The organism is Peribacillus sp. ACCC06369 (assembly GCF_030348945.1).
In the GTDB taxonomy this organism is placed as follows: Bacteria; Bacillota; Bacilli; order Bacillales; family DSM-1321; genus Peribacillus.
The window spans coordinates 3,303,528-3,328,610 of the sequence record NZ_JAUCEN010000002.1 but is presented as its reverse complement, the minus strand read 5'-3'; the positions used below and the strand labels follow the sequence as shown (position 1 = coordinate 3,328,610).

The 25,083-nt window shown below is 40.6% G+C and carries 23 protein-coding genes; 18 read left to right on the top strand and 5 right to left on the bottom strand.

Translation table 11 applies throughout. The features are described 5' to 3' along the window. The first annotated feature begins 288 nt into the window (after nucleotides 1-288). The 12 genes from panB to hpaB all read left to right on the top strand — a co-directional run bounded on the left by panB (nucleotide 289) and on the right by hpaB (nucleotide 13,733). A complete protein-coding gene (gene panB / locus QUF78_RS16920; protein ID WP_289325589.1) occupies nucleotides 289-1,125 on the top strand; it encodes a 3-methyl-2-oxobutanoate hydroxymethyltransferase in 837 nt (278 codons plus the stop codon). Continuing rightward, on the top strand, nucleotides 1,122-1,970 hold the full coding sequence (panC, locus tag QUF78_RS16915) for a pantoate--beta-alanine ligase (protein WP_289325588.1): 849 nt from the start codon (nucleotides 1,122-1,124) through the stop codon (nucleotides 1,968-1,970). The genes panB and panC overlap by 4 nt, the downstream gene beginning before the upstream one ends. A gap of 25 nt (nucleotides 1,971-1,995) precedes the next feature. After that, nucleotides 1,996-2,379 (top strand): aspartate 1-decarboxylase, encoded by a 384-nt coding sequence (gene panD / locus QUF78_RS16910; RefSeq protein ID WP_289315852.1) that lies wholly within the window; start codon nucleotides 1,996-1,998, stop codon nucleotides 2,377-2,379. A gap of 190 nt (nucleotides 2,380-2,569) precedes the next feature. Further along, nucleotides 2,570-5,350 (top strand): ATP-dependent DNA helicase DinG, encoded by a 2,781-nt coding sequence (gene dinG, locus QUF78_RS16905; RefSeq protein ID WP_289325587.1) that lies wholly within the window; start codon nucleotides 2,570-2,572, stop codon nucleotides 5,348-5,350. 155 nt (nucleotides 5,351-5,505) lie between these two features. Beyond that, nucleotides 5,506-5,676, top strand: a complete 171-nt coding sequence (locus QUF78_RS16900; protein ID WP_064505144.1) for a YpmA family protein — start codon at nucleotides 5,506-5,508, stop codon at nucleotides 5,674-5,676. A 30-nt stretch (nucleotides 5,677-5,706) separates the two neighbouring features. After that, entirely contained in the window at nucleotides 5,707-6,171 is a 465-nt protein-coding gene (locus QUF78_RS16895; protein WP_289325586.1) for a cell wall elongation regulator TseB-like domain-containing protein, read from the top strand. A 19-nt stretch (nucleotides 6,172-6,190) separates the two neighbouring features. After that, nucleotides 6,191-7,375, top strand: a complete 1,185-nt coding sequence (locus QUF78_RS16890) for a pyridoxal phosphate-dependent aminotransferase (protein ID WP_289325585.1) — start codon at nucleotides 6,191-6,193, stop codon at nucleotides 7,373-7,375. A gap of 226 nt (nucleotides 7,376-7,601) precedes the next feature. Further along, nucleotides 7,602-8,279: a GntR family transcriptional regulator gene (locus QUF78_RS16885; protein WP_289325584.1), complete on the top strand. Its 678-nt coding sequence runs from the start codon at nucleotides 7,602-7,604 to the stop codon at nucleotides 8,277-8,279. A 109-nt stretch (nucleotides 8,280-8,388) separates the two neighbouring features. Then, on the top strand, nucleotides 8,389-9,306 hold the full coding sequence (gene hpaI, locus QUF78_RS16880; protein WP_289325583.1) for a 2,4-dihydroxyhept-2-ene-1,7-dioic acid aldolase: 918 nt from the start codon (nucleotides 8,389-8,391) through the stop codon (nucleotides 9,304-9,306). 77 nt (nucleotides 9,307-9,383) lie between these two features. Next, nucleotides 9,384-10,898 (top strand): 5-carboxymethyl-2-hydroxymuconate semialdehyde dehydrogenase, encoded by a 1,515-nt coding sequence (gene hpaE, locus QUF78_RS16875; RefSeq protein WP_289325582.1) that lies wholly within the window; start codon nucleotides 9,384-9,386, stop codon nucleotides 10,896-10,898. A gap of 29 nt (nucleotides 10,899-10,927) precedes the next feature. Continuing rightward, nucleotides 10,928-11,911: a 3,4-dihydroxyphenylacetate 2,3-dioxygenase gene (hpaD, locus tag QUF78_RS16870; protein WP_289325581.1), complete on the top strand. Its 984-nt coding sequence runs from the start codon at nucleotides 10,928-10,930 to the stop codon at nucleotides 11,909-11,911. Between the two features lie 349 nt (nucleotides 11,912-12,260). Further along, on the top strand, nucleotides 12,261-13,733 hold the full coding sequence (gene hpaB / locus QUF78_RS16865) for a 4-hydroxyphenylacetate 3-monooxygenase, oxygenase component (protein WP_289325580.1): 1,473 nt from the start codon (nucleotides 12,261-12,263) through the stop codon (nucleotides 13,731-13,733). A gap of 86 nt (nucleotides 13,734-13,819) precedes the next feature. On the opposite strand, the gene QUF78_RS16860 is transcribed toward hpaB, so the two are convergent. Genes QUF78_RS16860 through QUF78_RS16850 form a run of 3 tightly spaced genes read right to left on the bottom strand, consistent with a single transcriptional unit; the run spans nucleotide 13,820 to nucleotide 15,793 of the window. Next, complete coding sequence (locus QUF78_RS16860; RefSeq protein ID WP_289325579.1) at nucleotides 13,820-14,203, bottom strand: 5-carboxymethyl-2-hydroxymuconate Delta-isomerase; 384 nt, start codon at nucleotides 14,201-14,203, stop codon at nucleotides 13,820-13,822. A 4-nt stretch (nucleotides 14,204-14,207) separates the two neighbouring features. Next, nucleotides 14,208-15,008, bottom strand: a complete 801-nt coding sequence (locus tag QUF78_RS16855; protein WP_289325578.1) for a fumarylacetoacetate hydrolase family protein — start codon at nucleotides 15,006-15,008, stop codon at nucleotides 14,208-14,210. Continuing rightward, nucleotides 15,005-15,793, bottom strand: a complete 789-nt coding sequence (locus QUF78_RS16850; RefSeq protein ID WP_289325577.1) for a fumarylacetoacetate hydrolase family protein — start codon at nucleotides 15,791-15,793, stop codon at nucleotides 15,005-15,007. The genes QUF78_RS16855 and QUF78_RS16850 overlap by 4 nt, the downstream gene beginning before the upstream one ends. Nucleotides 15,794-16,618: 825 nt before the next feature. On the opposite strand from QUF78_RS16850, the gene asnS reads away from it, so the two are divergent. From asnS to QUF78_RS16830, 4 genes are all read left to right on the top strand, one after another. Further along, a complete protein-coding gene (gene asnS, locus QUF78_RS16845) occupies nucleotides 16,619-17,911 on the top strand; it encodes an asparagine--tRNA ligase (RefSeq protein ID WP_289315864.1) in 1,293 nt (430 codons plus the stop codon). A 116-nt stretch (nucleotides 17,912-18,027) separates the two neighbouring features. Then, entirely contained in the window at nucleotides 18,028-18,723 is a 696-nt protein-coding gene (locus tag QUF78_RS16840; protein WP_289315865.1) for a DnaD domain-containing protein, read from the top strand. A gap of 22 nt (nucleotides 18,724-18,745) precedes the next feature. Next, a complete protein-coding gene (gene nth / locus QUF78_RS16835) occupies nucleotides 18,746-19,402 on the top strand; it encodes an endonuclease III (RefSeq protein WP_289325576.1) in 657 nt (218 codons plus the stop codon). Beyond that, nucleotides 19,399-19,935: a YpoC family protein gene (locus QUF78_RS16830; RefSeq protein WP_289325575.1), complete on the top strand. Its 537-nt coding sequence runs from the start codon at nucleotides 19,399-19,401 to the stop codon at nucleotides 19,933-19,935. Before nth ends, QUF78_RS16830 begins: the two co-directional genes overlap by 4 nt. Before the next feature lie 24 nt (nucleotides 19,936-19,959). Here the strand turns inward: QUF78_RS16830 and QUF78_RS16825 are convergent, their stop codons facing one another. Together QUF78_RS16825 and recU are read right to left on the bottom strand one after the other, a co-directional pair. Then, nucleotides 19,960-22,689, bottom strand: coding sequence for a penicillin-binding protein 1A (locus QUF78_RS16825; protein ID WP_289325574.1), 2,730 nt, complete (start codon nucleotides 22,687-22,689; stop codon nucleotides 19,960-19,962). A 27-nt stretch (nucleotides 22,690-22,716) separates the two neighbouring features. After that, nucleotides 22,717-23,328, bottom strand: coding sequence for a Holliday junction resolvase RecU (recU, locus tag QUF78_RS16820; protein ID WP_289325573.1), 612 nt, complete (start codon nucleotides 23,326-23,328; stop codon nucleotides 22,717-22,719). 143 nt (nucleotides 23,329-23,471) lie between these two features. On the opposite strand from recU, the gene QUF78_RS16815 reads away from it, so the two are divergent. Both QUF78_RS16815 and QUF78_RS16810 read left to right on the top strand, forming a co-directional pair. After that, the gene (locus tag QUF78_RS16815; protein ID WP_289325572.1) at nucleotides 23,472-24,419 is read left to right on the top strand and encodes a DUF2515 family protein; all 948 of its coding nucleotides are present in this window, start codon (nucleotides 23,472-23,474) and stop codon (nucleotides 24,417-24,419) included. 355 nt (nucleotides 24,420-24,774) lie between these two features. Beyond that, entirely contained in the window at nucleotides 24,775-25,050 is a 276-nt protein-coding gene (locus tag QUF78_RS16810; protein ID WP_289325571.1) for a hypothetical protein, read from the top strand. The last annotated feature ends 33 nt before the right edge of the window (nucleotides 25,051-25,083 follow it).

The following is a 25,083-nucleotide window of genomic DNA, read 5'->3' as shown; positions in this document are numbered from 1 at the left end:
AATGCAAGTGGGCAGTATCTCATGTGAACTGCACCCCCATAAATACCAAATTATTTGAAAATCTGCCTTGATCCAGAGATTGGACTGGGACGGAGGGATGAAACTTCTGATGGAACAAAGGGATTGACTAAAATGACAAGTGCTGTTTATTGAACGAAATCTGGCTTTTTAAGCCATTTTTCTTAGCTAAACAGATACTTTTTTAGTCAGTCCTTTTTTGCGTATGAATGTATAGACACCAGTTTACTCTGATGTTTTCATCTCCTCCAACAAAAAGGAGGAAACGTAATGAAATTGTCCGGAGATTTTTTGAAAATGAAACAAAATCAAGAGAAAATTGTCATGCTTACGGCTTATGATTATCCGTCGGCAAAGTTAGCCGAACAATCAGGTGTAGACATGATTTTAGTCGGTGATTCTTTAGGAATGGTCGTTTTGGGTTATGACTCTACGATCCCTGTTACGGTGAATGACATGATCCATCATACAAAAGCAGTAAAACGCGGGGCCCCAAATACATTTGTCGTGACTGATATGCCCTTTATGAGCTATCACCTATCCATGGATGAAACACTTAAGAATGCAGCCCGTATCATGCAGGAAGGTCATGCGGATGCCATAAAGCTTGAGGGAGCAGACGATGTTGTATATAAAATATCAGCATTGACGAAGGCGGGCATCCCGGTTGTAGCCCATCTTGGCTTGACTCCTCAATCAGTCGGCGTTCTGGGCGGATATAAAGTGCAAGGAAAAGACGCCGAAGCTGCAGCACAGCTTGTGGAAGATGCGAAAAAGTGTGAGGCGGCAGGTGCGATGGCAGTAGTGTTTGAATGTGTACCATATCAAGTGGGGGAACTCGTCACAAGGAACCTGGGGATTCCTACCATTGGAATTGGGGCAGGTGCAGACACGGATGGTCAAGTCCTCGTTTATCATGATGTCATCAAGTATGGGGTAGATCGGGTTGCAAAATTCGTAAAAGTTTATGGAGATGCGAATGAACTGATTGGCCAATCGATAACAAGGTATGTCAATGAAGTGAAATCTAAAGATTTTCCGTCGAAAGAACATACATTTACGATGAAGGAAGAGCAGCTTACAGAACTTTACGGAGGGAAAAGATGAAAACTTTTACATCAGCAGCAGATTTGCAAAAGGCGCTCCGGGAGGAAAAAAGCAATCACCAAAGCATTGGCTATGTAGCGACAATGGGCTTTTTACATGAGGGGCATGCAACCCTAATGGAAAAGGCTCGCAAAGAAAATGATATTGTGGTATTGAGTATATTTGTTAATCCGTTGCAATTTGGACCAAATGAGGATTTTGAAACATATCCACGGGATTTGGAACGGGATGAAAATGTCGCAGCCAATGCCGGAGTGGATTATCTCTTCTATCCAACAGTCCACGAAATGTACGGTGAAGAACCATCAGTCAAAGTTGTTGTCCAAAGCAGGACGGATTGTTTATGCGGGAGACAAAGGCCTGGACACTTTGATGGTGTAGCGACGGTCTTGACGAAATTCTTCAATATCATCCTTCCTGATAGAGCTTACTTCGGGAAGAAGGATGCCCAGCAAGTCGCTGTGATAGATGGATTGATCAAAGATTTTAATTTCCCGATCCAGCTTGTAGCTGTAGATACCGTACGAGAAGAAGATGGGTTAGCGAAGAGCTCGCGAAATGTTAACCTATCAGATCGGGAACGAATGGAAGCTAATGAGCTGTACCAAAGTTTATTAAAGGCCAAAGATGCGATTATATCAGGTGAAAGAAATACTGCAACCGTTACGGCTCTGGTAAGTGAACATATTGGTGCCCATACAAATGGGGTGATCGACTATATTGAAATCTATCAATATCCGGAACTTAAACCAATTGAAATGCTTTCTGGAAACGTCATCATTGCAATCGCCGTTAAGTTCAAGCATGCAAGGCTAATAGATAATATTACTTTAAATGTAGAATAATTCATGAAGATCAGGGGGAAATGTGATGTTTCGAACGATGATGAATGGAAAAATCCACCGTGCACGGGTAACTGAAGCTAATTTGAACTATGTTGGCAGTATTACAATTGATGAAGACATAATCGATGCGGTGGGTATTCTGCCTAATGAAAAAGTCACCATCGTGAATAATAATAATGGTGCTCGACTTGAAACGTATGTGATTGCGGGTGAACGGGGGAGCGGTGTCGTGTGTTTGAACGGAGCGGCAGCAAGACTGGTGCAGCCGGATGATATCGTGATAATCATTTCTTATGTGATGGTTGCTGAGGATAAACTGGGAGATCACCAACCAAAAGTTGCGATCATGGATGAAAATAACAAAATCATTGAACTGATTTCAAAAGAACCTGCAGCTACAATCATGTAAGCGGAGGGCCGGCACTTGTGCAGAATCATGCACAGGTGCCGGCCCTTTTCGGCGGATGATGAATGGTGGAACGGGTTTTAGAATAGGTATGATGAACGGCTTGTTTCCTTTATTACGATTATTATGGTATAAAAAAGATAAGAGAATTCCATCAGGAAGTGGAGAAAGCGAAGTTTGAGGTGTACAATTCATGATGCAACGATATGTAGTGGTCGATTTGGAAACAACAGGGAATTCTCCGAAAAAAGGGGATAGAATTATTCAATTTGCTGGCGTGGTCATCGAAAATGACCAAATTGTGGATGAATACTCGACATTCATCCACCCTGGACAGGAAATTTCCTTGTTTATTGAAGAATTGACCGGAATAAGCAACGAGACGGTAAAAAATGCACCTGACTTTGAAGATGTCGCAGAAAATATTGCCCGGCTGATAGAAGGGGCTTGTTTTGTTGCCCATAATGTTTTATTTGACTTATCTTTTTTACAGGAAGAACTAGTACGCTGTGGGTTTGAGCCGTTTTATGGTTCCACCCTTGATACAGTAGAATTAGCGAAAATATTAAAGCCAACATCCGATGGATATAAGCTGCACCAGCTGGCTAAAGAAGAAAACCTAGATCATTCCAGGCCCCATCAAGCGGATAGTGATGCATATGCCACCGCTCTATTATTATTGGAATTGAAAAAAAAGCTGATGAATCTTCCGGTGATGACGCTTAAACAATTATATCGATTATCTTATTCCTTACAAAGTGAAATTTCCGAATTGATAGATGCTTGCATAGCAAGCAAACTTGCTAAAGCAGAAGTCCATTCACCAGATCTTATAACTTATAGGGGCCTTGCATTTAAAAAGGCCGAAGAAGAGAGTGACCATAAAGACACGGAGTCAGAATTCCCGCTCGATGATGAGGGAAAAATCTCCATGCTCCAAAGTGCATTCCCTGCTTTTGAAGCAAGAAGCGGTCAGCTTGATATGATGAACATGATTCACCATTCCTTCGAATCCAGCCAAGATGCAATCATTGAAGCTGGGACAGGTATTGGAAAATCCATAGGCTACCTGCTTCCAGCCGTTTATTTTGCAAGAAAACATCAAAAACCGGTCGTCATTTCGACGTATACGCTTCAGCTACAGGATCAACTTCTCCAAAACGAAGTCCCTAAGCTTAAGTCAATCCTTCCTTTTACCTTTCAAGCTGTTTTGTTAAAGGGAAGAAGTAATTATTTGAGCTTGGCAAAGTTCGAAAGGGCATTGCGTGAAAAGGAAGATAATTATGAAACGGCATTAACTAAAATGCAGATATTGGTTTGGCTTACGGAAACCGTAACAGGCGATAAAGATGAATTGAATCTCACAAGCGGCGGTCAACTGTTTTGGAATAGGCTGCAAAGTGATGGTCTTACATACGCCGGTTTAAAACAGCCTTGGCTAGAATTGGATTTTTTTGGAAGGGCAAAAAAAACGGCGACCAAGGCGGATATCATCATCACTAATCACTCATTTTTAATGACGGATCTACTTACAGAAGACGCTTTGATTCCCAAGAAAGGGTATCTGATACTCGATGAAGCACACCATTTGGAACAGGCTGCATCTAAACAGCTTGGGAGCAGGCTTAATTATATTTCGGTGAAGACGGTTTTGAATAGACTAGGGACATCAGATCAAAAGCAATTATTGTACAAATTGGACAGGTTACTCTTAAATAATGGACTGACGGATGGGAAGTCTTCGCATGAATTAGATCAAAAGCTTAGTGACTTTTCCTATGAATTCGAACAGCTTTTTTATTACATCTCCAGTCAGGCGGAAAAACTTTCCCGTTCCATGAGTCCGAAACGGCTTTCATTCAAAATAGATGATGGCAGATGGGGTAAAGCGATCCTGGTGGCTGAGCGATTGGTTGACTTGTTAGGTTATATCATCACGGAATTAGAGAAAAGATTGGCGCTTTTATTGAATAAAGAGTCCCCCTTGGGTAAAAATTCATTATTTTACTTAAATGATATTGAAGTGCTGCTTGGGCATTTGCAGGATACCAGGGACTCCCTACATGAATTTTTCATTAAGCCTCATGAAGAAAATATTTATTGGCTTGATTATACGAATTCAGCACCTCAGCACGGGGTGACTCTTACGGTTCAGCCAATTTCAGGAAGTAAATGGTTATGGGATTCCTATTTCGGGCGCCAAAAAAGTGTCATCATGACATCAGCAACCCTTGTGGTGAAGGATTCTTTTAATTATTTTAAAGAACAACTCGGTTTAGAGAATGAGCTTATTCAGACAGCGAGTTTTCCTTCGCCCTTTCCTTATAAGGAACTCGTAAAGGTTGTGGTTCCAAATGATATACCGGATATCAATTGCTTAACGGTGGAGGAATTCTCGGAAACCGCAGCAAACCATATTATTGCCGCCGCTCAGGCAGCTAAAGGCAGGATGATGGTATTGTTCACCTCCCATGAGATGCTGCGGGCAACGTATCATTCCATTAAAGACACTGGTGTCCTGGATGAGTTCACCCTGTTTGCACAAGGGATTTCTGGTGGAAGCCGTATGAGGCTGCTCAGGAATTTCCAAAATTTCGAAAAAGCCGTCCTTTTTGGGACAACCAGCCTTTGGGAAGGCGTCGATATACCAGGCGAGGATTTATCTTGTTTAATCATTGTCAGGCTGCCTTTTTCTCCTCCGGATGAACCAGTGACAGCTGCAAAATGCCAACTTCTCGAAAAGCAAGGGCGTAATGCTTTTTCTGCGTATTCTTTACCTGAAGCCCTGTTAAGGTTCCGACAAGGATTCGGCAGGCTTATACGAACTCCAGAAGATAAAGGGATTTTGGTTATTCTTGATCGCCGCATCGTCACTGCCAAATATGGTCCCGAATTTCAAAAGGCCATTCCGGCAGTCGACTGGCATCAAGCCTCAATAATAGAAATGGCTGATATGATAGAAGAGTGGATATAAAGAATCTTTAGATTATTCATTAATCCAATTGAATTTTTATCAATTTATAAAGAAAAATAACTTATGAACTGGTATAATGTGAAAGGTGGTAAAGCCTTCAAATCCTTTTCATACCAGTGGTTGTTGACAATATTTAAAAATGGAGGGGCGTTTTCATGGAAAGTAAAATTGAAGTAATTTCAACAGTCAGGTTGCAACATTCTCCTGATCTGTATAAAATTGTGGATTCTTTGAACCGAACATTGAAAAAAGATGATTTAATGTTCGGTCTGGCATTGGATTCCGAAGATCAAGAAAAAGCGATATTTACAATTTATCGTACATAGAAAGAGGGAAAAGCAGCTTTGAAAAAATGGTTGATTATTGCTTCTATCCTGGTCCTTTGTTTTATCGGATTTGTCAGCGGGGCATATATTAAAGCGTTGCAGCCTAAAAAAGAAGCTGGTGATGAGGCTTTTAAAAAGGCGAAGGAAGAGGGCGGCCTTGTGACTATGGAAGATTTCTACCTTTATAATGGGCAGGATTCATACTCTGTCATCATTGGTAAGGGAGAAAAAGGGACTAAAAAAATAGTCTGGCTTCCTGAGGACAAGAAGAAAGAAATAGTAGTGGAAAACTATAAAGATGGTAAATCAAAAAAAGAAATCTTAAGCATTGTCAATGAAAAGCTCAATCCCCAAAAAATCATTTCAGTTAAGCTAGGCATGGAAAAGAACGTTCCGCTTTGGGAAGTAACTTATCTTGATGAATCAGAGCGTTTTAACTATGATTATTACGATTTTAAAACTGGGGAATGGCTTAAGTATTATCGAAGCATTTAGAATGGAGGATTAATTTACAATGAAATTAGCGAACCGGGTTCAGTCATTAACCCCATCAACAACATTGGCCATCACGGCAAAAGCAAAGGAACTTAAGGCCCAAGGTCTTGATATAATTGGTTTGGGGGCAGGTGAACCAGACTATAATACGCCCCAACATATTATAGATGCAGCCGTTCAATCCATGAATGAAGGTCAAACAAAATACACGCCATCCGCTGGTCTGCCGAAGCTAAAAGAAGCAATTGCAGCTAAATTGAAGCGTGATCAAGGCCTGGAATACAAACCTTCTGAAATTTTAGTTGGCTCTGGTGCAAAGCACGCACTTTACACATTGTTTCAAGCGATCCTGGATGAAGAAGATGAAGTGATTGTTCCGATACCGTATTGGGTAAGTTATCCTGAGCAAATCAAGCTTGCTGACGGAAAGCCAGTTTATGTTGTCGGAACGGAAGAAAACCAATATAAAATCACTAAGGAACAATTAGAACAAGCGATTACCGAAAAAACCAAAGCTGTTATCATCAACTCGCCAAGCAATCCAACGGGCATGCTTTATTCCAGGGAAGAACTAGCGGCTATCGGGGAAGTTTGCCTAGCTCATGATATCTTGATCGTTTCCGACGAGATTTACGAAAAGTTGGTTTATGGAAATGCTGAACATACATCCATTGCAGAGATTTCACCGGAATTGAAAAAGCAAACGATCATCATCAATGGTGTATCTAAATCCCATTCGATGACTGGCTGGAGAATTGGTTATGCAGTCGGTGAAGAGTCCATCATTAAGGCAATGACGAACCTTGCTAGCCATAGCACATCCAACCCTACGACAACCGCTCAATATGGAGCGATTGCTGCTTATGAAGGTTCGCAGGAGCCTGTGGAAGAAATGCGTCAGGCATTTGAAGGCCGTTTGAATAAGATATATGATAAATTGGTTGAGATTCCGGGCATTAGCTGCATTAAACCACAAGGGGCATTTTACTTATTCCCGAACGTTAAACGTGCAGTTGAATTAACGGGTTACAGCAATGTCGAAGAGTTTACGACTGCATTGCTGGAGGAAGCACAAGTGGCTGTTATTCCAGGTTCAGGATTTGGTGCACCTGATAACATCAGACTCTCTTATGCAACTTCATTGGAATTGCTGGAAGCAGCCGTTGAAAGAATCCATTCATTCGTTACATCAAAAATGGCATAATTTTTTTAAAAACCTGCAGACTACCTGGTTACAACAGGGTCTGCAGGTTTTTTTAGTGGAATTAATACCCCTCCCATTTAAAGGGAATTTTTATCACATCAAACCTTTCATAGGTAACTGAACATTATATAATGCAAATCAAGCTTGCAAAGGAAAAAGGAAAATCATATATGATTTTTAATGAAAACCGATTGCAATCATATATGATTTCATATATGATGAAAATATGGAAGATAAAAACAAAAACCCCAGCAAAAAGCAAATTGCTTATGAACACCTTCGTAAATTAATTTTGGATGGAACATACGGTTCTGGACAGCGGATCATTATCGATCAAACGGCAAAAGAACTTAGTTTAAGTCCGATTCCTGTCAGGGAAGCAATCAGACAACTTGAATCTGACGGCCTTATTCAATATAAGCCTTATAGTGGAGCAGTGGTTACAAGCATAAATGAGAGCGAATACATTGAAACTCTTTCTGTTTTATCTTTGCTTGAAGGCTATGCAGCCGCACTCAGTTCTTTAACGATGAATGATCATGATTTTGAAAATCTAATTAAATTAAACAAAGAAATGGAAAAAGCCCTCCATAACTTTGAATTAGAGCTGTTTGGTAAGTTAAACGAGTGTTTTCATGCTGAAATTTATGAAAGGTGCGGAAATTCCTTTTTAATTGAGGAAATTAAACAGGCGCAACAAAGAATGAATAGAGTCAGAAAGTCAATGTTCACCATGGTGCCGCAACGCGCAGTCCAATCCATTTTTGAACATGAAAGCATCATAAAGCTTTTAAAGGAAAAAGCGTCTTTTGAAGATATTGAATCATTGGTGAGAAAGCATAAACTGAATGCCATAAGTACATTCAAGCAGAGGTCGGAAACTAATCACGATCAGGCACTTTGATGATCAAGGCTTTGTTTTATAATAGTCGATCGATTATTTATAAAAGCAAGGCCGATTTTTTCACTTATATTATTCCGAATATTCAAATAATGAAAAGGTGGTAGGAAAAATGTACGAAGAAATCAAAAGCCGTTTAAGAGGATCCATCGCTCCTGTAATCACTCCGTTTGATGACAAGATGGAAGTGGATGTAAAAGCAATTGAAAATCTGGTAAACTGGCATATTGAAAGCGGTTCCCATGGAATCTCGGTATGCGGGACTACAGGCGAGCCCAGTTCTCTAACGATTGAGGAGCGGGAATTAGTGATGGAAACGGCCATTAAAACAGCAAATTCCCGTGTTCCAGTAGCTCCTGGTACTGGATCTGCTAATCAGAAAGAAACGTTGCATTTGACAAAAAGGGCACAGGAAATGGGGGCGGATGCTGCTTTAGTGATCGTTCCATATTACAATAAGCCAAATCAACAGGCACTTTACAATCATTTTAAGACAGTAGCTGATTCTGTTGACATCCCGCTTATCGTTTATAACATTCCTGGAAGAACGGCGACGAATTTAGAAGTGAAGACATTGGCACGCCTTGCTGAAGATTGTAAAAATATTATTGGTGTAAAGGAATCTAATAAGGATTTCGAACATGTGAACCGTGTCTTATTGAATTGTGGAAGGGATTTTCTCTTATATTCAGGCATAGAATTATTATGCTATCCAATGCTGGCTATAGGAGGAGCTGGACATATAAGTGCTACAGCCAATATCACTCCTAAAGAAGTGGCGGAAATTTATAACCATTGGGTGGAAGGTGATGTGAATAAGGCTCTGGACCTCCATTATAAATTAATGCCATTGAATGATGTTTTGTTTAAAGAAACAAATCCAGGACCTTTAAAAGCAGCGATGGGGATGATGGGAAAAATCAATCCTGCATTAAGGCCGCCTATGGGCCCGCCTTCGGAACCATTAGAAAAGGAACTGCGTGAAACCCTTCAATCATACGGACTTATTGACCAAGTGATCGGCTCATAATTGGTAGATTGGGAAGGTAGCAGAATTTCATACTATTTTTGGCTTCTTCCCGAATTAATTATTAAGGAGGATTTATCATGCCAACTTATCCCGTGCAAGATGTCCAACATTACATCAATGGTCAATTTGTTGATGGTACCTCAGGGAAAACATTTGAAAATCTTAGCCCTTTTAATAATCAAGTAATCAATATTGTGGCAGAAGGGTTTAAACAGGACATTGATCTAGCGGTAGCTGCTGCAAAAGATGCATTCGATAACGGTCCATGGAGAAAGATGAAAGTGGAAGAAAGATTGAAATACATTAATAGGATTGCTGATTTAATTGAAGAAAATGCCGAAGAAATTTCCTACTTGGAATCACTTGATACAGGGTTGCCGATTAGCCAGACAAAAAAACAGGCTGCAAGGGGAGCGGAGAATTTCCGTTTTTATTCTGAAATGGTGAAAAGCAGGCTTATAGGAGAATCGTATCAAGTGGATGACACTTTCATTAATTATACGATTCATAAACCGATAGGAGTGGCGGGATTGATCACTCCTTGGAATGCGCCTTTCATGTTAGAAACCTGGAAGATCGCCCCGGCTCTGGCTACAGGTAATACATGTGTCCTTAAACCGGCGGAATGGTCTCCGTTGACAGCTAATAAATTGGCTCAAATCGTGGACCAATCCGGTTTGCCAAAAGGCGTATTCAATATCGTTCACGGTTTTGGGGAGACAGCAGGAGCGTCCTTGGTCGCCCATCCTGATGTCCAATTGATATCCTTTACCGGAGAAACGACTACTGGCGCTGAAATCATTAAAAATGGTGCGGATACAATGAAACGTTTTTCCATGGAACTCGGAGGTAAATCACCAGCTATCATTTTTGAAGATGCCGATCTGGAAAAGGCCATGGATTCAGTGGTTTGGGGAATCTATTCATTCAATGGGGAGCGCTGCACGGCTAATTCCAGGTTATTTGTCCATGAATCGATAATAGACCAGTTCGTTGCAGAATTGAAGGAACGTGTTCATAATATCAAAATTGGAAATCCAATGGAAGCAGGAACGGAAATTGGACCGCTGATCCATCGGAATCATTTTGATAATGTCTCCCGTTATCTGGATATAGCAAAAGATGAAGGGGCAGAAATTGTAAGCGGTGTCATACCGGGTGAATTTAAAGAAGGGAATTTTATCGCCCCGACGCTTCTCTTGAACTGTACAAATGATATGACGGTAGCACAGGAAGAAATTTTTGGACCTGTCATGGCAGTCATTCCTTTCAAGACGGAAAAGGAAGTACTGAAAATGGCCAACGATGTAAAGTATGGGCTTGCTGCTTATGTATGGACCAATGATATGAAACGAGGACATAGATTTGCTCAAGCTGTCGATAGTGGGATGGTCTGGGTGAATTCTCAAAATGTAAGAGATTTACGGATACCATTTGGAGGATCGAAATATAGTGGGGTTGGACGTGAAGGTGGCCATTATAGCTTTGAATTTTATACAGAAACACAAGTTATCCACGTGGCGATTGGAGAACACCATATTCCAAAATTCGGGGATTCGAAACGAAATGCCGTTTCTTCTGCTGAAAAATAATTCGGATTTCAAAAGAAGGGGAGAATACTATGAATTTTTCTATTATTCGTGTTGCGAGAACGATACTTAATGTAACAGATTTAGATAAATCAAGGGCCTTTTATGTGGATGCTTTAGGTTTTGTTGAAACGGAAAGAACAAATGAACACATTTATTTACGTGGTTTAGAGGAAGCGCATCATCACTCGCTTATCTTGAAAAAGGCAAAAAAGCCAAGCGTTGAAGCGATAGGATACAAAGTTGAAAAAGAGGAAGACCTTAAAGAATTGGAATCTTTTTTCCTTTCAAAGGGGATGAAAATGAAGTGGATGAAAGAAGGAACACAGCATGCATTAGGCAAATCGCTTCGAGTTCAGGATATTTCCGGATTGCCAGTGGAATTTTTCAGCAAAATGGATAAAGCCGAGAGATTGCTGCAACGATTCGATTTGCATAGGGGTTCAAGGGTCCAAAGGATCGATCATGTGAATTGTAGTGTAACAAATGTGCAAAAAGCCCATGATTTTTATGTGAAGGAATTAGGTTTTGCCTGTTCGGAAGATACTGTTGATGAGTCGGGTCAATTATGGGCGACATGGCTACATAGAAAACAAACGGTCCATGACCAGGCATTCATGAACGGAATCGGTCCAAGACTTCATCATGTAGGCTTCTTTCTGCCAGATCCCCTTGCACTTATCCATGCATGTGATGTGCTGGCATCACTCGGATATGCACAGTCCATCGAACGCGGCCCCGGAAGACATGGCCTATCCAATGCATTTTTCCTATATTTAAGAGACCCGGACGGTCATAGGATCGAATTATACAATGGGGATTACTTAACGTCCGACCCAGATACAGAACCAATCCATTGGGATTTGAATGATCCAAGGCGTCAGACATTCTGGGGAGCCAAAGCTCCGGATTCATGGTTTGATGAGGCTTCCGCTGTTCTTGATATTATATCAGGTGAAGAAGTTACTCTTGAAGAACCGATCCTGGAAAAAAGCAAGCCTGAATTCATCATCTGATTGCAGCGCGGATATAGGGTGAATGAATGAGCGTCTCGTCAAAGCTAACGTTGACTCTGATTTTGGAGTGACTATGCATGTGTTCACGTTTCCGTGATAAACAATTCATCCGATCATACCAACTGTTTACCGGTTAAGGGAAAAAATGAACTGGTGAATATAAAATGGAAAACCGCTATATTATGGAAGAACTGCTTACTGAAATTTTTAATGGAACCTTTCTTGTAGATGGATTTGGATATCATTCATGTTCAGCACACACTTAACTGCAATTCTATTAATTAATTGAACTTTTGAAATTATTCATTTGTAAGCGCTTCGTTTATTGATGCTGAAGGGGGATACAATCATGCCGGCAAAAACGGGTAAAGAATATATTAATAGGGTAGACAAAGCAAAGGCGAATGTATGGATCAATGGGGAGCAAGTAGAGGATAAGATCAGTGAACATCCAGCTTTTAAAGGGGTCATGAAAACACAGGCGGAATTATATGACCTCCAACATGATTCTGGGAAAGAAGACATCATGACTTATATTTCACCAACTTCCAATGAAAGAGTAGGAACCTCATTCATGCAGCCCCGTACTAAGGAAGACCTTGAAAAAAGGAGGAAAATGATTCAAGAATGGGCAAGACATAATAATGGAATGATGGGACGTTCCCCTGATTATATCAACAGTGGGATGATGGCGTACGGTTCTGCGGCGGATATGTTCGGCAACCAGGATTCGGCATTTGCGAAAAATATGAAAGATTACTATGAGCTCTGCCGGGAAAAGGATTTGTCGTTGACACATACCCTGATTCAACCACAGGTAAATAGGGGAGTTAGTGCGGCAAAGCTTCCGGACCCTTACATCGCTGCCCGGATTGCCGGCAAGAATTCGGAAGGGCTTATTATAAAGGGAGCCAGGTTATTAGCTACACAAGGAGGAATTACGGATGAAATCATGGTTTTCCCTTCAACATTGCTTAAACAATCTGAAGAAGAAAACCCTTATGCATTCGCATTCTCCATACCAAATAATACACCGGGGTTAAAATTCATCTGTCGTGAATCATTTGACTATGGAAAATCACATTTCGACCATCCACTTGGTTCACGATTTGAGGAAATGGATTCGATTATCGTTTTTGATGATGTAGTTGTTCCTTGGAATCGGGTATTTGCATATGGGGATGTCGGCATTTGCAACCAGGCTTATAATGAAAGCAATGCGGTTGTTCATATGACCCATCAGGTAGTATCGAAGAATATCGTCAAAACCGAGTTCGTTCTAGGGATTTTGCAACTAATGGTGGAGACCATCAATATAGGGCAATACCAGCATGTTCAGGAGAAAATTTCGGAAGTCATCATAGCCCTTGAAACGGTAAAAGCTTTCATTACAGCTTCGGAAGCAAACGCGAAAGTGGATAAGTGGGGAATGATGACACCTGATTTCACACCGTTAAACATAGCCCGTAATTATTATCCGAAGATTTACCCTAGATTCAGTGAAATAATGCAGCTTCTTGGTGCTAGTGGCTTAATGGCGATACCTAATGAAGCCGATTTCAATTCGGAGCTTCGACCGGATTTGGATAAATATCTTCAGGCCGCTAATGGTGGAGCCTATGACAGGGTTAAATTGTATCGCCTCGCATGGGATGTATGCATGAGTTCATTTGGAACCAGGCAAACACTGTACGAAAGATTCTTTTTTGGGGATCCGGTCCGTATGGCCAGCGCTTTATATAACGGCTATGATAAACAGGAATATGTGGATCGTGTCAAGGAGTTCTTAAACCGTACTGAACATCTTGCAGAAATCAACTGAGACCGGTAGCGGTATCCGATCATTTCAAGGCCTTCCCGATGATCGGGAAGGCCTTTTATTGTACAGTCGGAATTCCAATAGTTCATTTATTTATATCGATCATGAATATTATTTTTTTTATATGTGCCAAAATCACTGAATTCCGTAAGTTCCATGGAGAGGGCAAGATATCTTTTTGAAAAGAGGGATGCCAAATGGGATTCCATCGTTTCAAAAAGTTGGTCACATACTTTGGTTTTATCACTATCCTGGCGGCCAGCGCCAATTTTTAGTATGGCATGAACAAAGGCATCATCCTCTGTACCATCGGCAACACGATAATGCTTCAATTCAATGGCCCGGGATCGGATGCCGCCAATTGGAAAGATCGAAGGATAGGAGATCAGTACATCATTCACCTTGCTCAATAAGCTGTCAATCTGGATTTCATCTTTGATATTATCCGTATACTCTATAATAATATGAGGCATGTAATTAGTCCCTTCCGTTCATTATGGATTTTAAATGTGGCCGATCCCCGCCTTCTGTAAATATATCGTCACCGACTATTGTGCTGACGAGTTTTCCGATACCTTCAATTTCAGTGATGATTTCATCGCCTACAGCAGTATCCGCCAATCCTTCCGGTGTGCCTGTCAATATTATATCGCCTGGACTCAATGTCATGAAGCTGCTGAAATATTCAATTAAATCAGCGATGCTGAAAATCATGTCTTTCGTGTTGCCTTCCTGAGTCAATTTTCCGTTGACATATGACTTGATGGCAAGATTTGAAGGGTCTGTAATATCTTCGGCATCTACTAGCCAAGGACCGATGGGGGTGCAGGTATCGCGATTTTTAACCTTTAAGTTAGGTCGATAGTAATTCTCAAGATAATCCCGTATTGCATAATCATTTGCAATGGTATATCCACTTACATACTTAAAGGCTTCTTCCTTCTTTATGTTCTTCGCCTTTTTACCGATGACGACTGCCAGTTCACATTCATAGTGCATATAAGATGCATCAGCAGGCCGTCTTGTCTGCCCACGGTGGCCGATAAAGGTATTGGGACCTTTTAAGAACGCCAGGGGTTCTTCCGGGGCTTTAAAAGCAAGCTCCTTCGCATGGTCTGCATAATTCAAACCAAGTGCGAACACAGTCCGCGGTTCCACTGGGGGAAGCCAGACAACATCTTGCTCATGGACAATCCGGCCATCCGCCAATTGGAGCTGGCCATTATATTCACTTGCTTGATGTATGGCACCTGCATAGGCTATACGTGCTCTCTTCATAAAATTCCCTCCATTGATAGTTTTTCTTCGGAAATGATTGTATTTTCCAAATATCCGATTTCGTCAATTTCTATTCTAATATGGTCATTGGCTTTTGCCAGTGGTGCATTCTCTGGGACTCCTACTAAAAGGACGTCACCCGGATTCAAAGTCATGAAGTCTGTTACATCCTCAATTAGGTGGGAGATGGAGCGAATTAGATTTGAAGTTGAATTTTCTTGCCTAAGCACCCCATTAATATATACACGGATCCCTAGAGAATCGGGGTTGGATATGGAGTCCTTGAATACGATCCAGGGACCGATCGGGCAAAATCCATCACGTGCTTTATAGCGGATCGCAGGGCGGTAAACGCTTTCATGCGGAATGCTAATATCATTGGCGATCGTAAAACCTTCTATAAAATCCAGTGCATGTTCTTTCTTGACTCTTGTTGCCGTTTTATTGATAACTATTCCAAGTGCCGCCCCGATTTCCAATGCAGGTATGCCATTTGGAAGGGGAACTGGATTTGAAAAAGAAGATAACGTGTTTCTAGGTTTAATATAAAGGATCGGCCCTTTAGGAGGTTCATTATAAGGAGCTTGGTGGAACTTCTCCTTCAATGCATCCAATGATCCTTTATAGTTTAATAATGTCCCATATACCGTTCCTGAAATAGGGATATCCAACTTTATTTGAGATACTTCATATTTATCACCGTTCATTAATAAATACTTTTTCGACAATATTTCCACTTCTTCAGAATATTCAGATTTTTGTAGTTTCACTCTTGCTTTTGCCATGGACACTCACCCCTTGATTTATTATTAATCATATATGATATCGTATATGATTTTTTGTTTAAGTTCAACATTTTTAGATTATTCAGTATAATTATGCAAAAATTGTTAAAAAGATTGGTTTTAACTGAAAAATGTCTTGAACATTTAGTTAGTAGAGCATCCAGACATCTTCCTTGGTCATAACTCATAGGAGGATTCTCTTATAATAATGTGGAAATTCCCTTTGGGTTCAGATTCTTAAGAATGGGTAGTTGAACCGATATGCATTCATGGCTGCACACAGTATCCGAAAAAATTGGACTTTATGGCTGTAATCTCTGCATGCTACTGTAATGGCAATATAGGGGTGTTCGTGCCTATATTGGGGGGAAGTGATTACTTTAAGGAATTTATTTTGGGTAACGATGGCTACAAATACGATGAAAGGACCTAATGGCATTGTTCTACCCAACAGCACATACATAACTGCTTATAGGTGGTTGTTCCATCAATGGTCTGGGAACAAGAAAATAGATATTTGAACAGGTCCTGTAGCAGATATTTAAAAGTTATGATGATAGGGTTCAATCATAGTTTTAAAAGCTGAAATGCCAATCGATACATATACCGAGGGGATCCTACTGCCTTGGGCGGCTACCATGTCAGCAAATTCGTTAGTGTAGTATCTACCATGCAATCTGGCGAATACGCTCAAAAAACCTGAAAGTGATATCAAAGGCGTGGAACTTCCGCTTCAATTGATTTATTTGCTTGTAAGCAGGGCTATGGGTATAATAAGTAGAGTAAATTACATAGTAAGTTAAGCTATTTTTGGAGGTAAATTCCGTGAAAATTACAATAAAAGATGCTAGCAAATTCGTCGATCAAGAAGTTACCATTGGAGGCTGGCTTGCCAGCAAGCGTTCCAGTGGGAAAATTGCTTTTCTTCAAATCCGTGATGGCTCCGGTTTCATTCAAGGAGTGGTCGTGAAAGCTGAAGTGGGTGAAGAAGTTTTCGCTCGTGCGAAATCGGTTTCGCAAGAGACATCCATGTATGTAACAGGTGTCATTCAAAAGGATGAACGCTCGCCGTTCGGTTTTGAATTACAAGTGAAAGATATTGAAATCATTCATGAATCATTGGATTATCCAATTACACCTAAAGCGCATGGTCCTGAATTCTTAATGGATAACCGCCATTTGTGGCTGCGTTCAAAACGACAGCATGCAGTCATGAAAATCCGTAATGAAATAATCCGGGCTACATATGAATTCTTTAATGAAGAAGGTTTCGTAAAAGTCGATCCCCCAATTTTAACAGGAAGCGCTCCAGAGGGAACGAGTGAATTGTTCGCGACTAAATATTTTGATGAGGATGCATACCTTTCACAAAGTGGACAGCTTTATATGGAAGCGGCAGCAATGGCACTAGGGAAGGTATTTTCTTTTGGTCCTACCTTCAGGGCAGAAAAATCCAAAACAAGACGGCATTTAATCGAGTTCTGGATGATTGAACCGGAAATGGCTTTCATCGAATTTAAAGAAAATCTGGAGGTTCAGGAACAATTCGTATCTTCCATCATCCAATCTGTATTGAAAAACTGTCAGCTTGAGTTGAATACCCTGGGCCGTGACACAGCAAAGCTTGAACAAATTAAAGCTCCTTTCCCGCGTATTACTTATGATGAAGCCATTAAGTTCCTTCATGAACAAGGATTTGATGATATCCAATGGGGAGATGATTTTGGGGCGCCGCACGAAACTGCAATAGCAGAAAGTTATGAAAAGCCAGTTTTCATAACTCATTATCCAACCAAAATCAAGCCTTTCTATATGCAGCCTGCTCCTGACAGGGAAGAAGTCGTTCTTTGTGCCGATTTGATCGCTCCCGAAGGATACGGGGAAATAATTGGCGGTTCGGAGCGGATTCATGATCTGGAATTGCTTGAACAAAGAATCAACGAGCATGGCTTGAGCGAAGATGCTTACAAATGGTATATGGAATTAAGAAAATACGGATCTGTACCGCATTCGGGCTTCGGATTGGGGTTAGAACGTACTGTTGCTTGGATCAGTGGAGTTGAACATGTCCGTGAAACCATTCCGTTCCCACGTCTATTAAATCGTTTATATCCTTGATCTCTTAAAGAAGCGGTTATCTGGTCATATTGGGCAGATAACCGTTTTTTGTTAAAATTATAAGCTTATTCGGGGAGCCATATTCATGTTATACTTAATCAGAGGTGTCCAAAAACATGAATAAAGAACATTTATATGCGTGGTTTAAGGAAGGAACGATAACGATTCCATCCTTTTTGTTGACTAACTATAAGACAATGGGACTGAATGAACAAGAAATGGTCCTATTATTACAATTGCAAAGCTTTATCGATAAAGGTAACCATTTCCCTGCACCATCCCAACTATCTGACCGAATGACATTGCAGGAAACGGAATGTCTATTCCTAATCCAGCGTTTGGTTCAAAGGGGATTTGTTGAAATGGTTGTTGAAGGGAGTCAAGAAATCGGACAGGAAAAATATTCGTTGTCTCCACTTTATGAAAAAATGATGGACTGTTTCTTAAAAACTTTGAAACAGTCAGAGTCGGCTGAGGTCCAAAAAGCGGGGGAGAGCCTTTATACAATTTTTGAACAGGAGTTCGGCCGCCCTTTATCTCCATTTGAATGTGAGACATTGGCAATGTGGATGGAGGACGACCATCAGCCTGAGATCATTAAGTCAGCTCTTAGGGAGTCTGTCATTTCCGGTAAATTGAATTTCCGATACATTGATCGAATTTTATTCGAGTGGAAAAAGAATGGAATAAAAACCTTGGAACAGGCAAGGGAGCAAGGACAAAAATTTAGAGTTCATCAAAAGAGGGATCGGAAGACGGAAACTGCACAACCATTGAAAGATGTACCTTTTTATAACTGGCTCGAGCAGTAATGTAAATTGAAGGAGAACCAATATGTTGAATAAAGCTCAAATTCGATATTGTCTGGATACAATGGGGGAAATGTTTCCGGATGCCCATTGTGAGCTGAATCACTCCAATCCATTTGAATTGGTGATTGCCGTTGCCCTGTCAGCTCAATGTACGGATGTATTAGTCAATAAAGTCACTAAGGATTTATTTCAAAAATATAAAACGCCTGAGGATTACATAAGCGTTCCGATAGAAGAGTTGGAAAATGACATTCGCTCAATCGGTTTGTTTCGTAACAAGGCTAAGAACATACAAAAGTTGTCGCGCATGCTGATCGAAGATTACGGTAAGGAAGTACCCAGAGATCGTGATGAGCTTGTTAAATTGCCTGGCGTGGGCAGAAAGACGGCTAATGTAGTCGTTTCCGTTGCGTTTGATGTGCCAGCGATAGCTGTGGATACCCATGTAGAGCGTGTTTCCAAGCGCCTGGGATTATGCCGTTGGAAAGATAGTGTCCTCGATGTTGAGAAAACGTTGATGGCTAAGATACCAAAGGATGAATGGTCCGTTACGCATCACCGCCTGATATTCTTTGGACGCTATCATTGCAAGGCACAGTCACCAAGATGTGAAACCTGCCCACTTCTCGAATTATGCCGTGAAGGAAAAAAAAGAATGAAAAGGAAAGAGGCCAATTGACGCAGTCCATATCATTAAAAGTCCCCGCAGAATTGGCCCATCCTTTGTTTTTCCCTGAAAAGGAAACCATCTTGGAAAAAGAACACTATGCAGGGTGGAGTGTTTCGATCCCATTCGAGGCTTTTCCGTATGAGTTACTTTACTATAATGATGTTGAGTCGTATACTCCTTGGACTAAGGGGGCTTTTCATGTAAAGGAACTAATGGAAAAATGGAAGGGAATCGATACAGAATGCAGCTTGCTATTTTCAGAGCGAAAAGTGGGACGGACCTTGGGACTCATGAAGCAGGGTATAGGATTATTTTTAACTGCAGTCTTCTGGATGCATGGAAAGCCAGTGGTATTGAGTGATTTCCGGCTACAAATAAAATCTTTAAATCATATTCCGGTGAACCTGGCCGAAAGGCTGTCTTTCATCCTTGAAAGACCTGCTTCTTTCCATTCGTATAGACAACTTAGTGAATTGTTCCGAGAATTTGAAAAACAATATGTGAAGTTCATGATCAAAAATAAGAATAAAAAAAACGTCTAAGCTATAAGCTTAGACGTTTTTTAGTCAATCTTGATTTTCTTTATCCTTGTCTTTCTCTTTTTCTGGATCAGGGTCCGGGTTAGGATTAGGGTCCGGGTCAGGGGTTTCGACTGGTTTTTCTTCTACCGTCCCAGGGTCGGTGCCAGGATCCCCGCCTTCAACGTCTTCATCATCCTTATTGCCATTTCCATCATCAGTATTGTTTCCATTGCCATTGCCATTGCCATTATTATCAGTGTTTCCATTCTCATTACCATTTCCATTGTTGCCGTTGTTATTTTTGTCTTCATCTTGTTTATCTTCTTCGCCTTCAGCAGGAGTTTCTTGTTCCAAATCTTCACCTTCGGCCGGATCTTCAATCTCCTCTTCAGTATCCTCAGGTTCCGCCGCTTCAGCCGGTATTTCGACAGATGTACTTGCAGGATCACTTTGTTGGTTATCCACTAACGCTACCACTGAGAAAGTATATTTACTTCCAGGGGTTGGGTTAGGGATCGTTAAACTAGTATCCTTCGATTTTTTTAACACGCTCTGCGCTCCGCCATCAACGGACATCATAACCTCGAATTGGGCTTTTCCTTTAGGATATGACCATGATAGATTGATTGCATTACTTTCTTGATTGTAAGAAGCGTTAATGCCTGGTGAGTCAATTTTCTCATATTCTGTCGTCACTTGTGTTGGCTCGTGACCTTTAACATAATATTCATAAGTGATTTTACTGCTTGGTGTATATTCATTGGCTTTAACAGCCGGATTCGAACCTTTTATGACTCCAACTTTTACAACGCTGTCAGGTTGATCAAAGTCTTTCGTTTCTTTTGATTGAGCCATATGTTCCATTAAATTCTTAAAGATTGATTTAGGGATCCTTTGAGAAGAATCACCCAGATACTCCAATTTCTCACCTGATGCATTATCATAACCAGCCCATACTGCGACTGTATAATTGGTTGTATAACCCGCCATCCAGCTATCTTTTACACCGGAAGATGGGATGTTGTTCGCTGCACGCTGTTCAGGCGTGAAATTGGTTGAACCCGTTTTACCGGCTACTGGGAGATTTGGTATATTGGCTAACCTTCCTGTTCCATAAGCTTCTTTCATTACGCTCTTCAACATGTCCGTCACGATGAAAGCCGTGGAATCTTTCATGACCGGCTTCGAATCAGTCTTGTTTTTGATGGTTGTTTTGTCACGTAAAACAATCTTTTTCACACTATGCGGTTCATTATAGATACCGTTGTTTCCGAATGAACTGTATGCACCGGCAAGTTCAAGAGTAGAAACGTCTTTACCGCCACCCAATGCTGCTGATTCTGTTATTTCCTTTTCAAAAGGAATGCCCAGGTCAGTGGCAAAATCACGCGCACGGTCCAATCCGACTGCTTGAAGCGTTTTTAAGGCAGGGATATTTAATGAACGTGCAAGTGCTTCGCGAGTCGTTACGGTACCATAATGTCGCCCGGAAGCATTTTTAAGCGGTGTTCCATCAGTGTAACTATATTCCTCATCTTTGATTTGATGGTAGGTGGACCAATTTAAATATTCTACGGCAGGACCATAATCCAAAATTGGCTTAATGGTCGAACCAGGTGAACGCTTGGCATCCGTTGCATAATTCCAGCCACGTTTAACTGTCGTGTTCCTGCCGCCGCCCACTGCTTTTATTTCACCAGTTTCAGTATCGAGTAAGGTGACTCCAGCTTGGAGATCTTTACTTGGATAATTAATGATTTCATCACTGTTCAACATGTTATAGACATATTCCTGGGCATCTTTATCAATGGTCGTTTGGATTTCCAAACCATCGGTAAAGACGTTATAGTCACCCATATCTCCGACTTCCTCAATTACCAAATCGATGAATGCATCATAAGCAGTCGTATCGATTTGACTTTTATCGATTTCTTGAAGTCCTTCTGTTATATCGATGCTTTGTGCACTTTTCATTTCATTTTCGGTGATATATCCATGTTTATTCATTAAGTGCAGGACAATATCACGGCGTTCTTTCGCACGTTCAGGGTATTTATAAGGGTCATAACGGCTTGGGCTTTGCGGTAATCCGACAAGCATGGCCGCTTCGTTCAATTTCAATTCGCTTAGATCTTTTCCATAATAAGTTTGGGAAGCAGTTAAGACCCCGTTGGCACGGTTTGCAAAGAAGATCTTATTCACATACATTTCGAAAATTTCTTCTTTTGTATATTTTCTTTCAAGCTGAATGGATAGCCACATTTCCTGGACTTTCCTTTTAATGGTCTTATCAGGTGTTAAATAAGAACGCTTGATAACCTGCTGGGTCAATGTACTTGCACCCTCTGAGCCGAATCCGTTTTTGAAGTTGGCTATGACGGCACTGCCCAGACGTAAGAAATCCACCCCGTGGTGTTCATAAAAACGGGAATCTTCCGTAGCAAGGAAAGCTTCTTCGACAAGATCAGGTATGTCTTCATAATTTACATAATCCCGGTTTTCCGTTCCGACTTCAGCTAGCAATTTTCCGTTTTCATCCAGAATTTTGGATGTGACTGGATCTTTCAAAAGCTTTTCGTCAAGTTTAGGAGCATCGCTTATAAAGTAAGCCATTGCAGCTCCTCCTGCAACCAAGCCTATAATTCCGATCGTGACTAGTATAAGGAAAATGCGCTTAAGCATATTGGTTGGCTTTTTAGGTCCATTCTTCGGTTCCTTTTTTTGTGTCTGACTCTGTTTTCGGCGTTCTTCTCTCGTATTATATTTTTCAGCCATTACAGCTAACCTGCCTTTCTAAAAAAACTAAAAATTTTCTGCGATGAGCGAATCTACTACTTTAATATAGTCAATTCTCGGTTGAAAGCCAAGAGTAATCTTTCGTGAACTGCTTTCAACCTCTTGAAGAGTTATAGATTTGCGTCCACCGTCTTTCATTCTTTTCCAATAAAAACTCAGTTGTTCAGAACTCAATAGATATATATCATCCATTGCGGAAAACCGGATGATGACAAATGCAATTCCATCATGCTGAATGATCTGTTTCATATGTTCAATTTGATGGTCATGAAAATTCTTCAGTGGGAACGAACTGCTGTTTTTCGTTTCCTTTGCCTCAAAATCAATGTACTTTCCTTTATAAACACCATTGTAATCGGTGGTCGACGCTTGTTTGAAGTAGGCTTCTTTAATGACTGCAGCACTTCTCTTCGGGTAGTGGACATCGACAATTTGAATAGGTGTCGGTTTTTTATGGATGACGGCAATGCCGTGTGCTAAATAATACTGATTGGTTTCGTTCAAATCGTCTTCCAATGTTTTTCCCCGGTTGCTATAACTGATTTTTTTTAGTGGGCTTTTTTTTTCTTCCATAGCCTGCGGTACAAATCTTCGTCCGTTGGGATAATGAAATGCCACTTTTACCCCTCCTTTTTTTCACTTATCTATATTAGCAAAAAAAGAATCCAATATGTGAATAAAAAGAATTGTTTCTTAGAACGATAGGATTAATGTACAACTATATGTCACAATTCATCGCTATAGAAAGGCTGGACACATAGATGCGAATGTTAAAGACGGAAAAGCAATTGCTCCATTCCATAAAAGTCCAAACCGCTAAAGGGAATAGGGATAATATATCAAGAACAAAGGCATATGAACAATTTTTCAAAATGCATCCAGAAATACAATGGTCTTTTTTAGCGGGGATGGTTTCTAGAAATGCAGGCTGGAATATGTGTGACCTTGAAGGGATTTGGCTTTCCCATTTGCTTAGCCCCAAATACAGGTATCATTTATTTCTAACGTATGAAGATGCCAATTGGAGAATATTTCAAGATGCTTATCCGCAATTGCTTCTCTATCATTATTCGACGAAGTATGAACGTCCTTTGTTTCACTTATGTCATTATTTTTTTATTACTAAATTCATGACAAATGAATGGTATTCCTTTTGGAAATATGGGAATCGTGAAAGATTAGTCACTGCGCTTATAATAAATGAACAAAATATCATTGAAAAACCGGTTATTAAAAAGCAATCTTTCGTTTTTCAATCTATATTATTTTTCCTGCAGGACTGGATGCATTTTAGCACTGTCTTATTTCCTACCTGCAATGGAAGACTGTATGGCTCTTCCGTTTCGCATTTTAGAAATATCGATAAAAGGATTGAATTGGGGAAAAGGTTGGCTGGCCTTTTATTTTCTGAAGATTTATTTCCGCTTTTTCATGAATTTTCCTGCAGGACTGAACCAACTGGGGCTAGATATGATTATGAACGATATCGAAAAAAGCCTAGGTACCATGAAACCCCGATGCTGAGGGGAGTTTATCCATTGATTCATCATCAAGTGCGTGAGACGGAGCAATGGGATTTGAAAAAAAAGATTAAAAAGGATTGGTTCATTGAACCTCAATGGGAAGAAGACCCGCAATTGACCGATTGGTATGACCATAAACAAAAGCAGCTGCACACAGTTGCAATGATCAAGAATTGGTTTTTATAAAAGGAAACAGGGAAGGCGTCGATTAAGCCTTCCCTGTTTATTGTACAGTATTTAAGACTTACGTTGAGGGGCGGTTTTCTCCACTAAGTTTCGGGTTCCCCGTTCCTGCCTTTTTAGTGGGCGGCTTTTGTCGTTTTTCGTTTTTTTGCTGTCTGCTTTCATTCGACTGCATAAAATCACCTCCTGTCTGTATTTTTGTTTAAAACTCCATTCTTCATTCTGCCATTGTTGTCGAAGGGCATAATAAATTAAGTGAATTACACTTTCTTTGCCGATTCCCTTCTAGTTTTGTCAGTCATGAAGGGCTTTGTGATAAAAAAAAGAATAGTACAGGTAAAGAATGGGAGGGATCAGCATGGTCAATAAAAGTGTCGCAACAGAGGAAATATTAAGGATGATAGCTGAGATCAGTACCAGCCTGGATCGTTTGGAAATTTCATATGGGGAAACTGTAAATACAGTCCGGTGCAAACTATGGGCAGAGCAATATACATTAGTTAATGAAGCCCAGGAAGCCATTGAAAAAGCCGAGGATTATTGGGTGAATGTTGAAGGTGAAAACCATTCCTTTTCCATTGTTCCGGAAAAATCAATAATTAATCACAAGGTTTTAACTGAATTGCACGTATAAGCCAACAGAATATCATTTTATAAAGAACTGGAT